The 13,306-nt window shown below is 36.0% G+C and carries 10 protein-coding genes and 2 tRNA genes; 9 read left to right on the forward strand and 3 right to left on the reverse strand.

Features of this window, described 5'->3' with window-relative positions; translation table 11 throughout:
- Window positions 1–76 precede the first annotated feature (76 nt).
- From ABWU64_RS04105 to ABWU64_RS04130, 6 genes are all read left to right on the forward strand, one after another.
- Window positions 77–3,163 (forward strand): phosphoribosylformylglycinamidine synthase subunit PurL, encoded by a 3,087-nt coding sequence (locus ABWU64_RS04105; protein WP_353279341.1) that lies wholly within the window; start codon window positions 77–79, stop codon window positions 3,161–3,163.
- Between the two features lie 77 nt (window positions 3,164–3,240).
- Window positions 3,241–3,753, forward strand: a complete 513-nt coding sequence (locus ABWU64_RS04110; protein ID WP_015588585.1) for a hypothetical protein — start codon at window positions 3,241–3,243, stop codon at window positions 3,751–3,753.
- Window positions 3,754–4,015: 262 nt separating this feature from the next.
- Window positions 4,016–4,093 (forward strand) — tRNA-Arg (locus ABWU64_RS04115).
- An 82-nt stretch (window positions 4,094–4,175) separates the two neighbouring features.
- Window positions 4,176–5,309 (forward strand): molecular chaperone DnaJ, encoded by a 1,134-nt coding sequence (dnaJ, locus tag ABWU64_RS04120; RefSeq protein WP_353279343.1) that lies wholly within the window; start codon window positions 4,176–4,178, stop codon window positions 5,307–5,309.
- A gap of 153 nt (window positions 5,310–5,462) precedes the next feature.
- Window positions 5,463–7,097, forward strand: coding sequence for a ribonuclease J (locus ABWU64_RS04125; RefSeq protein WP_353279345.1), 1,635 nt, complete (start codon window positions 5,463–5,465; stop codon window positions 7,095–7,097).
- A 458-nt stretch (window positions 7,098–7,555) separates the two neighbouring features.
- Window positions 7,556–8,812: a protein TolB gene (locus tag ABWU64_RS04130; protein WP_353279858.1), complete on the forward strand. Its 1,257-nt coding sequence runs from the start codon at window positions 7,556–7,558 to the stop codon at window positions 8,810–8,812.
- 38 nt (window positions 8,813–8,850) lie between these two features.
- Here ABWU64_RS04130 and gatC read toward each other — a convergent pair whose 3' ends face one another.
- The 3 genes from gatC to tkt form a co-directional block, all read right to left on the reverse strand.
- Window positions 8,851–9,204: an Asp-tRNA(Asn)/Glu-tRNA(Gln) amidotransferase subunit GatC gene (gene gatC / locus ABWU64_RS04135; protein ID WP_108784140.1), complete on the reverse strand. Its 354-nt coding sequence runs from the start codon at window positions 9,202–9,204 to the stop codon at window positions 8,851–8,853.
- Window positions 9,194–10,114, reverse strand: coding sequence for a ribose-phosphate diphosphokinase (locus ABWU64_RS04140; protein ID WP_108784141.1), 921 nt, complete (start codon window positions 10,112–10,114; stop codon window positions 9,194–9,196). Before ABWU64_RS04140 ends, gatC begins: the two co-directional genes overlap by 11 nt.
- A 158-nt stretch (window positions 10,115–10,272) precedes the next feature.
- Complete coding sequence (gene tkt, locus ABWU64_RS04145) at window positions 10,273–12,228, reverse strand: transketolase (RefSeq protein WP_135352851.1); 1,956 nt, start codon at window positions 12,226–12,228, stop codon at window positions 10,273–10,275.
- 113 nt (window positions 12,229–12,341) lie between these two features.
- On the opposite strand from tkt, the gene rpsD reads away from it, so the two are divergent.
- From rpsD to iscX, 3 genes are all read left to right on the forward strand, one after another.
- Window positions 12,342–12,956 (forward strand): 30S ribosomal protein S4, encoded by a 615-nt coding sequence (rpsD, locus tag ABWU64_RS04150; RefSeq protein ID WP_006012690.1) that lies wholly within the window; start codon window positions 12,342–12,344, stop codon window positions 12,954–12,956.
- A gap of 10 nt (window positions 12,957–12,966) precedes the next feature.
- A tRNA-Leu gene (locus tag ABWU64_RS04155) sits at window positions 12,967–13,053 on the forward strand.
- A gap of 20 nt (window positions 13,054–13,073) precedes the next feature.
- Window positions 13,074–13,268, forward strand: a complete 195-nt coding sequence (iscX, locus tag ABWU64_RS04160; RefSeq protein ID WP_007302643.1) for a Fe-S cluster assembly protein IscX — start codon at window positions 13,074–13,076, stop codon at window positions 13,266–13,268.
- Window positions 13,269–13,306 lie beyond the last annotated feature (38 nt).

Here is a 13,306-nt window from a genome sequence, read left to right on the forward strand (position 1 = left end):
TATAGAAATTATTTAAAATATAAATGTGCTCGCAGTTTCTTATGCTATGATATATTAAAGTCTTTCACAATATTACATGGCAAACATCAGAATAGAAGTTTTTAATAAATGTGAACAAGTTGGCCGCAGAAGGGTAGTTAATGTTTACTTGATTTACATAAGCAAAGAATTACCATCAAAATTACATGAAGAAATTTGTGAGCTATTTTATAATAAAGTCATACAAGACTGCCGTTATTATTCCTACAATGAAAACCTTGAAGAAGTTCAATATAACTTCATAGAATCACAAGCAAAGTGGGGCTTGGAGATAAGCTTTTTACCTGGCATGACCGATAACGTAGGCAACACGGCAAAACAAATTGTTAGAGAATATCTAATGAGCAAAGGCCACATTGATGAAAGTGTTTCTATCAAGGCAAGAAGTTCAAAATTGATTCTAAGTCAAGGAGGTTTTCCAACCGAAGATGACATAAAACAGGAATTCAATTCTATTACTGAATATTGCACACTTGTCTATAAAGAAAACGGCAATTGCCATTGGAAGTATTACAGTAAACCAAATACCCCACCTGGTGTCATCCCAGTGCTTGACCAGGAAAAAAAAGAATGGATCCCAGTGTCAAGCACTGGGATGACACCAGGTAATAATAGAGCAAAATCTGTCAAACTCAATGTAAGTGACCAAGAGCTTGAAAAAATCAGCAGAGATGGAATCGATGGTAATGGCACTTTAGGGCTCTCGCTGGCAGCAATGAAAGCTATAAAGGATTACTTTAAAAAACTCGGTAGAAATCCATATGATATTGAACTTGAGTCTCTGGCACAGACTTGGTCTGAACATTGTAAACACAATATTTTTTGCTCCCCTATTGATGAAATAAAAGACGGTCTATATGCTCATTATATTAAGCGTGCAACGCGTGAGATAAATTCTAACATATGCGTGTCAGTTTTCTCCGACAACGCAGGAGGAATAATTTTTGATGACGATTACTTGATTGTAGATAAAGTTGAAACTCACAATAGTCCTTCAGCTCTCGATCCGTTCGGTGGAGCAATGACTGGAGTGCTTGGAGTTAACCGAGATATAGTCGGTTTTGGCAAAGGTGCAGAACCTATCATGAATACTTATTACTTTTGCTTTGCCAAAGAATCAAAAGGCAAACTTTATAGAGATAAAGAGCGTACTGATAAAATCTTACCACCAAAATATATAATGAAAGAAGTGATTCACGGTGTTAATGTTGCTGGTAATTGCTCCGGTATTCCAACGCAACTTGGATCAGTATACTTTGACGATAGATTCTGTGGAAAGCCATTAGTTTTTGTTGGAAGCATCGGAATTATTCCACGGAATATAAATAATGCACCTTCACACATAAAAGAACCCAAAAACGGTGATAAAATCGTAATTATTGGTGGAAGAGTTGGAAGGGACGGAATTCACGGTGCAACTTTTTCTTCAGAGGCATTGTCGGGAAACAGCCCTTCAACAATTGTGCAAATTGGTGACCCTATAACACAAAAAAAATTATCCAACGCCGTCGTAGAAGCAAGAGATCTTGGTCTTTATAATGCAATAACGGATAATGGAGCAGGCGGTCTATCATCGTCCATTGGTGAAATGGGAAAAGACGGATTTGAAGTTGATTTGAGCGAGGTTCTCCTTAAAAACGAGGGTATGGCTCCGTGGGAAATATGGATATCAGAATCACAAGAGAGAATGACCTTAGCAGTGCCAGAAGAAAATCTTCCTGCGTTTAAGCAAATCATGAAAACACATGATGTGGAGGTCTGTGTAATTGGAAAATTCAACAAAAGTGGCAAAGCCGTTATTAAATGTCCCCCAGGGGCAGTAATAATGGACATCGAAACTGAATTTCTGCATGACGGTAATCCCAAAGTGCATTTACAAACAAAGCCATGGTCTGGAAAATCTAACCCATACGCTATCATTCCAGAATTCTCTCCTGTCATCCCAGCGCTTGACACTGAAATCCAGCAGGCTTTGTCTGCAAATAAATCTAAAACTTTATGTCAAAATACGTGCGATGGCAGAGTTGAGCTTGAGATAGATTCCAGTGTCAAGCACTGGAATGACACCTTTGCACTAAAAGAAATGCTAAGCAGACCAAACATACGCAGCAAAGAGTTTATAGTGGTGCAATATGACCATGAGGTTCAAGGATCGTCAATACTGAAACCACTGCAAGGCAAGGGAAGAGTGTGCAGTGAAGCTGTTGTCTCGAGGCCAGTCCTTTCTTCAAACAAAGGTGTTGTAAAATCGCAGGGATTTGGCTCAAGTTATGGAGAAATTGACACTTATCACATGGCAGCATGTGCAATTGACACTGCAATACGCAACTACGTAGCTGCAGGAGGAAATATAAATCATCTAGCGTTGCTCGACAATTTTTGCTGGTGCGATGCTTATAATCCAGAAAGGTTGTGGCAACTAAAGAGAGCTGCAGAGGCTTGTTACGACTTTGCAACTGCATTTAAAACGCCATTCATATCTGGAAAAGATAGTATGTTTAACGACTTCAAAGGGTATGATGAAAATGGCAAGGAAGTAACGATATCTGCGCCACCTTCATTACTCATTTCAGCAATTGGAGTTATAGACAATATTGAAAATGCGGTATCGCTTGATGTGAAAATGCCAGGGGACTTGATATATGTGCTTGGTACAACCCACGATGAGCTTGGTAGATCTGAATATCAGTTATATAGTGGAATAGATAATAACAACGTGCCAAAAGTTGATGCAAAGAGCGCTAGGAAGTTGTATGAACGTTACAACCAGGCAATAAAAGATGGTATAATTGTCTCTGCAATTGCACCAAACTTAGGCGGCTTAATTATTGCTCTGGCAAAATCGCTAATTGCAGGAGACCTTGGTGCTGAAATTGATCTTTCACTAGTACCAATAGGAAAAACACAAAATACAGACATAATAAACAAGATAATAATGTTTTCTGAATCGCAAAGTAGAATATTAGTAACCATTGCCCCGCAAAATCAGCGGAAGTTTGAAGAATTGTTTAAAGGTATAGTTTTTTCATGTATTGGAAAAGTGACAGAGGAGAAAGCTCTCAATATAAAGGATATTATAAGAATAGATTTGAAAGACTTAGGTGCTAGTTTAAATAACTTTTGATTATGCTAGACAAATTTTTCATTATGTGTAATGTCTGATTAAAATAAATGCATGTTATTAAATTTGGGTAGGTGATTATGTCCATTTTATCAATACTCTTGCTTATCAGTCTTTCTTTACTTAACACTTCAAATAAATTAATGATATGTGCTACCTTATTTGTGGGAGCTACTTTAGTTGTAAACTCAATGGTTGAGTTTCATGGTAGAAGCAAAGCTACTTACAGCTTAATAGTGTGTACAGTGATATGCTGTCTTTTTAAATTGCAAAATTTTAGTTTGGTAATATTGGTTTCATATACTGCAATTCTAGTCTCTCTTCTCTCAAGCATAGTTATTTTAAAAAAATTAAAGTCCAAATTGAATTTTCATATGGCAAATTTCATCACTTTAATTATAGCATCAGTCATTGATAGTACGATTGTTTGTGTTGGACTACTATACAAAATTTCTGCAGGTAAATGCTTATCAAGATATATTAAAGATTTAATTTTCAAGTTTTCCTATGCATCGATATTGAGTATCTGCTTGTTTGTAGGAATGTATTTATTCTCCTTAGCAAGCAAGAAGTATTTTAAGGTTTCTGCATAACCCGTCTTCTGATATAGCCAAAATAGTTTAGATTTAACTATAACCGTCATTCCGCTATTTGTTAGCAGCTTGGCAGTATAATGTGAAAAGCACTTATTCGGATAGCGGTTCTAAAATCAAAATAATTGAAAACTGTTAACTTAAGTTATCCTTTAAGAGAGCTAGTACAATTTCTTACAGGTTTCATACATGATAAGAGTTTTATTTTTAGCTAAATCAATTGAAATAAGCTACAAAATCTGTTAAAGTCAACTTTGTGCAAGCACCCTTAGCTCAGTTGGATTAGAGCATTTGACTACGGATCAAAAGGTCGGGCGTTCAAGTCGCTCAGGGTGCACCATATTTTATAGGAAATAGAGGTCATACTTGAAATTCATATATGTAATACCTATCTTTAAAGGTAAAATACTGAGCTATTATATATGAACAAAAAAGACTACTATGATCTGCTAGAAGTGAGCAGAAATGCTAGTATTGAAGAGATAAAAAAAGCATATAAAAAACTAGCATTAAAATATCATCCTGACAGAAATCCTGGTAATAAGGAAGCAGAGGAAAAATTTAAAGAAGTAACAGCTGCATATGAAGTTCTATCTGACTCTGAAAAAAGAGCAGGTTATGATCGTTATGGTCACGATGGTGCTTCCGGTGGATTTGATTTCAGCCAAGCTGGAGGGGATTTTAGCAATATATTTAACGATTTTTTTGGTGGAGGATTCGGCGGCAGTACAAGTAGGTCAAGAACAAAAAGAAGTACAACAGGAGTATCTGGAGCAGATCTGCGCTACGACCTTAAAATTACCTTAGAAGATGCATTTAAAGGAATACAAGCACCTATACATTATGTGACAAATATAAAATGTAATACATGCCAAGGCGCAGGTAGCGAAGGAGCAATCAAACCAGTTCAGTGCAACACATGCCAGGGAAGCGGTAGAATTAGAACTCAACAGGGCTTTTTTACCATTGAAAGAACGTGTACTACATGCTATGGGGAAGGAGAAATAATACAAAATAAATGTAAGAAATGCGGTGGAAGTGGGCGTAAAAGAGATGAAGTAAATATCTCCGTTTCAATTCCAAAAGGCATAGAAGAAGGAGCTAAGGTAAGAGTCAGTGGTAAAGGAGAAGCTGGAGCAAGAGGTGGAAAAAGCGGAGATTTATACGTATGTGTGAAAATAGCTACTCATCAGATCTTCACTCGCAATAGAGCAGATTTACACTGTAAAGTGCCTATAAGAATGACACTAGCAGTGCTTGGTGGTGAAATCGATATTCAATCAATTGATGGAGCTAAAATAAAAGTAAAGATCCCTGAAGGCACTCAAACTGGTACCAAACTACGTTGTAGGGAAAAGGGTATGCCATATATGAACTCACATGCTCGTGGTGATTTATACGTACAGGTAATAGTTGAGACTTTAAATCCAAAGAATTTAACCCAAAAGCAGATTGAGCTATTAAAAGCGCTTGAGGAAGAGGAACATGAAAGTGTAGAGCAGAAATCTGAAGGATTCTTTGAAAAAGTAAAAAAAAATGAGAAATTTGCTAAATGATATAAAGAGGTAGCTGTCTACACTTAATTCTTTTTACCAATTTGAAAGCCTTCTCTTTTAGTGAAAAGATTTTTTTAAGTTATGCAAAAGTGATAAATTCCTTTATTTAAGGTCGAAGTTTTGCTATCCTCAGGTTTTAATAATTTAAATTTAATGAATATAAACAAAAATGAGTTTTTATTTCTTCCGCTTGGGGGAGTAGGAAGAATCGGGATGAATGTTAGCCTATATCATTACCAAGGTAAGTGGATTATGATCGACCTTGGTGTTGGTTTTGCAGATGAAACTATGCCAGGTGTTGAGTTGCTCATTGCTGATATAGATTTTATTGCTCAAAGAAAAAAAGATTTACTTGGAATAATAATTACACATGCACATGAGGACCACTGCGGTGCAGTGCCACACTTGTGGGAAGAGTTGCAGTGCTCCATATATACAACAAAGTTTACGGTTAATTTTCTTAAAGAGAAACTAAAAGAATTTCGATTGGAAGGTATAGTGCCTGTGAAAGAGGTAGACATAAATGGCAGCATAAATTTGGGTCCTTTTACCGTCGAGTTTATAAATGTAACTCATTCAATTCCTGAAGCAAATTCAATATTAATTAGCACTGAAATGGGTAGTGCACTCCATACCGGAGACTGGAAATTCGATCCAAAACCTGTTGTTGGATTAACTTCTAATATGGAGCGTCTAAAAGAAATTGGCGATAAAGGTGACCTGCTTGCAGCAATTTGCGATTCAACCAATATATTAAGCAAGCATCACCTTGAGTCAGAAAGTGAAATTTATGATAATATTTACAATATAATAAAGCGGTCTAAAAAATTGGTTGCTGTCTCGCTATTTGCCTCGAATGTGGCGCGAATTGAAACAATAAGCCAAGCTGCAAAAGCACTAAATAGAAAAGTGGTTTTACTTGGCAGATCTTTATGGAGAATAGTGAAAGTTGCGCAGGATAGTGGTTATTTAACTGATTCTCCTGAGTTTCTTGAAGCAAAGGAAGCAGTAAATTTTCCAAGGGAAGAACTGGTGCTACTTTGCACAGGTTGTCAAGGTGAGCCACTGGCAGCTACCGCAAGACTTGCCGCTAAGAGTCATCAAGCATTTAAAATGCAGCAAGGTGATACCATGATCTTTTCATCAAAAATCATTCCTGGCAATGAAACTCGTGCACATAACATGCTCAATGCCTTTATTGAGATGGGAGTGGAAGTTATTACTGAAAAAACAGAAAATGTTCATGCTTCCGGACATCCAGTAAAAGCAGAGCTAAAGGAAATGTATTCTTTGATAAAACCTAAGATGTCTATTCCGGTTCATGGTGAGTATCTTCATACGGATGCACATGTAAAGTTTGCTAAAGAGTGCGGTGTGAAAAAAGCAATAATGATTGCACCAGGTGATATTGTTAATTTGGAAAATGGGGAAAAAGTTAGCTCCATTGATGTCGACTACTTTGGTATTGATGGTATGTTACTCCGTCATCCAGAATGCAGCGTTATAAAAATGCGCGAGAGAATGAGAGATGCCGGAGCTATCGTAGTGACAGCAGTTGTAAATAAGAAAAATAAACTGCTTGCTAAGCCAAAAGTATTTGCACCTGGTGTTTTCGAAGCGCAAAAAGATGCAGCCATTATGCAAAAGATCATAAAGAAGGTTGAGTCAGCATTTGACTCACAGCCGATAAAAAAAATAAGAAATAAAATTGAGAGCTCAATATTTAGTATCTTAAAAGAATATTTACTAAAAAGACCTATAATTGAAGTCCAGATAGAACAGGTATAGAAATACACCTCTTTTTATTAACCATTATTTGAGTAAGAAGTTAACAATGTATTCTTTGATGTTATTTCAGCATGCAATACTGGAATCCGTAAAAAAAAATCAGTGTCAGATCACACAACTATACAAACATTGTGATTTGAATCTACCAGAAGGGTGTCGTCCCAATGCCCATGCATACAATTGTATGAACATTGTAGTTTTAGAGCAATCTCCATCAGGAAAATGTCATCCCAGTGTCAGAGCACTGGGATCCAGTTTTTCATGCAACCTTGTCAAAGACGTTTGTTTTAGCATAAAACAACTACTTTTATGCTTGCCACCTCAGTGCACTTACTTGCAGTCAAATTTCTGGATTCCAGTGTCAAGTACTGCAGAAATTGATTTACTCTACTGTCATGCAGTTTAACTTCAAAAGTAAGCTATTTGCTGAGATGACAGGAGGTAATGCAAGAAATCTAATGAAGCTATTCGTTCAACTGGTGTTATTTATTTCGTTATTTATTCCTTATTCCACAAAAGCTGTTTTATATGTTGATATAAAAAAAAGCAATATTGGTAATATTGATCTTGTTGTATCTAAATGTGCATGCAAGACAGAAGTGGAAAGTGAGCTAAGTGAAAGCATCACAAAAGTAATTGAAACAAATCTATCTAATTGTGGCTTATTTAATGTGAAACGTAACACGAAAGTTGAGTCTTGGAAAAGCGATACTGTAGTCACAGTAAGTTTAAGTGAAGTATCAAACAGAAATTTAGAGCTATCTTTTCGTTTATCTGACAGCTTTACAAACAGAGAATTGCTTACTCAGTCGGTTGTTTTTCTAGCAAAAGACTGGAGGAAAATTAGTCATCTTGTTTCAGATGTGATACATGATAGATTGATTGGTGAGAAAGGGCATTTCAATACAAAAATTACATATATCGCTGAAGAAAAAGATAGCAATTACAAATCCGTCCGTAAAATTGCTGTGATGAATCAAGATGGAAGTAATATAAAGTACTTAACAAATGGTGAGAAATTTGTGTCAACACCAAGATTTTCACCAAATGGAAAGGGTATTGTTTATATCTCATGCACAAATGGTAAAAGTTATATAATATTAAAAAATTTAAAAGATAACACTGAATCAATAATCAGCGCATTTGAAGGAGTTATTTCTGCACCAAGATTTTCTCCTGATGGTAAATCTCTTTTTATTTCCCACTCATTGAGTGGTGAAACAAATATATTATCTCTAGACTTAAGCAGCAAACGAACAAAAAAAATTACTAAAGGTTCAGCTATAAGTACTTCTCCCTCTTTGTCTCCAGATCAAAAGTACATGGTTTTTAGTTCTGATATAAGTGGAAGTCAGCAAATATATATCATAGATTTCACTAAAAAAAGCAAAAAACCCAAGAGAATTAGTTTTGGAAATGGAAGATATGCTACACCTGTTTGGTCGCCAAAAGGAGATCTGATAGCTTTTACAAAAATTCAGTCAGGAAAATTTTACATAGGAGTTATGAAGCCAGATGGCAAAGAAGAGCGCTTGCTTTCAGAGGGGCATAAAATTGAATCTCCGGCATGGCTACCAAATGGCAGAGAAATTATCTTTACTAACGCAGAATCACCAAGCAACTCTAAATTATATTTAGTAGATTTAGTAAAGAAAAATCAAAAAATGGTTTTTACTCCAACGAATGCTTCTTTACCAGATTGGTCTTATTTTTGAAAGTAGATCTATAAAATCGGTATAAATCTTGCTTTATCTTAATCGTTTATAACCTTAGGTACTACGAAATACCCATGCTCCGATTTTGTATTGGATAATATCTCTTCTTTAATGTTTTGAGAATTTACAACATCATCTCGTACATGAATATCTTTATCTATAGTTCCATAACGCATAGGAGAAACACCTTCAGTATTAACTTTCAACAAAGTATCATGTATCCAATCCAGCATTGTCAGTTCTTTTGAGTAATATTGAATCTCATCATCGGATAACTTAATCCTCACAAGCTGTGCAGTTTTAAGCATTTCTTCTTTAGTAATTGTTATTTTTCTCTTATTTGCAAATTCTATTAACGAAGTGATAACATCTTCTGTTGATCTAGCTGGCACTTTTACCTCCTTGCATGAAGCAAATTAAAATATTTGCAATTGAAACAACCTCTATCTTATCATTTTTTTCAAATTTGTGAAATACGGTGTCCGTAATTACTAATTTATCCAGAGAAGAGGAAGAGATTTTCTCAACTGCATTTCCTGAAAGTATTCCATGTGTAATGCATGAAACTACAGACTTTGCTCCTCGGTTTTTTAAAGCAAGAGCTGCATTACATAATGTTCCACCAGAGTCAACTATATCATCAACAATGACGCAATTTTTGTTTGCAACTTCTCCGATTACATTCATTACCTGAGATTTACCTGCTTTTTCTCTATATTTATCTACTACAACAATATCATTATCTAACTTGTATTTTTCCTCTAAAATCTTTGCAAAAGCACGAGCTCTGCCAATTGCTCCAACATCAGGCGCAACTATTGCAAAATCCTCCTTGTATATAGAGTCAACAAATACTTCAAAACAGCTCAAATTAGTAACTGGTATATCAAAAAAACCTTCAATTTGACTTGAATGCAAATCAATAGCAGCAACGCTATTTGCACCTGCAGTTTGAATAAGATTTGCAACTAATTTAGCACTTAAAGCAGATTGCATATTATTGTTTTTAATAACCCTATCCTGCCTACTGTATCCGTAATAAGGAATAATAGCCGTTATTCTCTTGGCTCCTGACCTCTTTGCTGCATCAATTGTAAGCAAAAGCTCCATAAGGTTATCATTTACAGGGGAAGAAAGAGATTGTACTACGTATACTTCTTGATTATGTAGATTATTTGCTACTTCTACATTTACCTCACCATCGGCAAATCTTGATACCTGAGTAGGTAATAGCTGAGCATTTAGCCCACTTGCTATTGAATCTCCTAATTGTTTACTAGTGCTACCTATTATTACCTTCATATATATCAATTAAGTTTTGAAAATTATACAGAAACCATAGAATGATTAAAACTTTATTCTTGCCGCCAAGTGGATCATAGAAACGGAAAAGTTACTCGAAACATTTCACCGATGTTCCTTATCATAATAACGGCACTGGCTGAGTTCATTAAGTAATTTTATGCGCAGCGGAATGACAAAAAGCGTTGTTCACAAACACATTTTACTACATGATCTGCACTGATATTAAAATGCTCATAAAGTGTTTTATAAGGTGCTGATTCTCCAAAATTTTTCATGCCAATAAATATACCGTTTGAGCCTATATATTTATGCCAACCCACTTCACTTCCCGCTTCAATTGCAACTTTAATACTGTCATTATTTAATATTACCCCTTTATATTCATCACTTTGCTCGTCAAAAAGCCTCCAACACGGCATAGAAATGACCCTTGTTCCTACACCTTTTTCCTGTAATTTTTCTCTTGCCTCAACTGCAATTTCAACTTCAGATCCGGTAGCAAATATCGTCACTTCTAGCTTCCCTGAATATTCGCATAGTATATATGCACCAAATTTTGATAGGTTGGCCAATTGGTCAGTATAAGAGTGCATGTAATTAATATTTTGCCTTGAAAGCGCAAATAGTGCAGGTGACTCTTTTTTTTCAAGTGCAATGCTAATGCACTCCAAAGTTTCAATTGCATCTGCTGGCCTAAAAACATACAGATTTGGTATAGCTCTCAGAGAAGCTAAATGCTCTATTGGCTGGTGAGTTGGACCATCCTCCCCTACTCCAATTGAGTCATGAGTCATTACATATATAACCTGTTGTTTCATCAAAGCTGAAAGACGTATAGCAGGTCGGCAGTAATCGGAAAATACTAAAAAAGTTCCACCATAAGGAATAATTCCACCATGAAGAGCCATACCATTCATACAAGCTGCCATAGCGTGCTCTCTCACTCCATAGTGGACATAAGAACCATCATAATTATTACTATCTATTGCCTGCATGTACTTATATTTAGTACAATTTGAACCGGTAAGATCAGCAGAACCACCAATTAATTCTGGCATAGACTTCGTTAATAGTTCCATTACTCTGCCAAAAGAAGATCGAGTAGCTTCTTTTGGCATTAGCTCACATATTTGTTTCTTCAGGTTAGCTAAGTCATTTTCGATATTGTCTGGCAAACGTTTCTCAAGTCTTCTTTGTAGTTCTTCATTGATCAAGGATGTATAGTTTTGCTTTGCCCTCTTAACTGTTTCTATCCAAGCGTTTCTCACATCTTCTGGTACATGAAATGGTTCATAGTCCCAATTCAATTTTTCTCTCATCTGTTTTACATCTTCCTCTGTAAAGGCACCACTATGAGCAGAAGATGTGCCAGCACGGCTCGAAAATTTTCCGATAATAGTTTTGCAACAGATTAGTGTAGGTTTATCAGACTTTTGCGCCTGCTCTATTGCAAGGGATATAGCATCAAAGTCATGCCCATCGATTTTGTCAACATTCCATCCATACGCTGAAAAACGCTTTTCTACATCATCAGAACAAGAGAGGCTAGTAGAGCCGTCTATAGAGATGTCATTGTCGTCAAAAAGTGCTATCAGCTTATTTAATTTAAGATGCCCAGCAAGGGACGCTGCTTCATGGCTTATACCTTCCATAAGACAACCATCTCCTAGCATTACGTAAGTGTAGTGACTGATTTCAAACTGCTTTGCAAGAATCGATTCAGCAAGTGCCATGCCAACAGCAGTGGCAAATCCCTGACCAAGCGGGCCTGTTGTTGCTTCTATACCAGAAGTTAAGCCAAATTCTGGGTGACCTGGAGTTTTTGATGTAAGTTGCCTGAAGTTTTTTAGTTCATCTATACCAATGTAGCCTGTCAGATATAATATAGAGTATTGCAGCATCGAACCGTGACCATTTGATAAGACGAAACGATCTCTACTGATCCATTGAGAATCATCAGGGTTATGGTTTAGATATTTAGCAAATAATACAGTTGCAACATCTGCCATGCCAAGTGGCATACCTGGATGTCCAGAATTTGCTTTTTGTACCGCATCAATTGATAAAAAGCGGACAGCATTTGCCATGGATTTTAGTAATAGATGATTCATGTATTAATAGGAAAACTTAAAAGTGAAGTATACTACATCATAGTGGCAAAAACAAGTTGACACTTAATGTTAAAATCATTAATAATTTATAGTTAGATTGTGAGAATTTTTGTATGACAACTGTTATCAATAGAAAGTATAGAATCAGTCGCAGGCTTGGTGTAAACTTATGGGGTAGAGCAAAAGATTCGGTCAATAAAAGAAAATACCCTCCAGGTCAGCATGGTATTCTTGGATTTAAGAAATTATCTGACTTTGGTAAGCAGTTTGCTGCACATAAAAAATTTAAGTTCTACTATGCAATTTCAAGCAAACAGCTTAGACGTACATTTTTAGATGCTTACAAAAGAAAAGGTTATACGGCTGATAATTTTATTGGTGCCTTGGAATCAAGGTTAAGTTCTGTTTTATATCACTCTGGTTTTGTGCCAACAATTTACTCGGCAAAACAGCTTATATCTCATAAACATGTTACAGTTAATGATAAGGTGGTTAACATATCAAGTTATAGAGTGAAGCCTGGTGATATAGTAAAAATAAGGGAAAGAGCAGCAAAAATTCCTATATTAATAGAGGCTGAACAAAAACAAGAACGTAAGGCTCCAGATTATTTAGAGGCAGACAGCAAAGCACTTTCAGTGAAGTATTTGAGAGCGCCTCAATATTCCGAAGTCCCCTATTCAGCAGACATGGAAGTCAATTTAGTAGTAGAATTTTACTCTAGATAAACAACATAAGGCCCGTGTGGCGGAATCGGTAGACGCAGCGGACTTAAAATCCGTGGGTTTTGCGACCTTGGGAGTTCAAGTCTCCCCATGGGCACCAGTTTAATTTATTAAAAAAGTATGAAATGGCTTGATATAGAAGATATTGCAGAAGCTCTAGAAGAGAAATTTCCAAATGAAGATATAATTAGTATTAGATTCACTGAACTTAAAAGAAAAGTCTTGGATTTAGAAGAGTTTGATGATGATGAAAAGTATTGTAATGAAAAAATATTAGAGGCCATTCAAGCAGCTTGGATTGCAGAAAGATCTTAAAAAACAGATAGCTATAAGAAAATTACGGCATACAGTAA

Origin of the sequence: Wolbachia endosymbiont (group B) of Xanthorhoe designata (assembly GCF_964028585.1) — a bacterium.
In the GTDB taxonomy this organism is placed as follows: domain Bacteria; phylum Pseudomonadota; class Alphaproteobacteria; order Rickettsiales; family Anaplasmataceae; genus Wolbachia.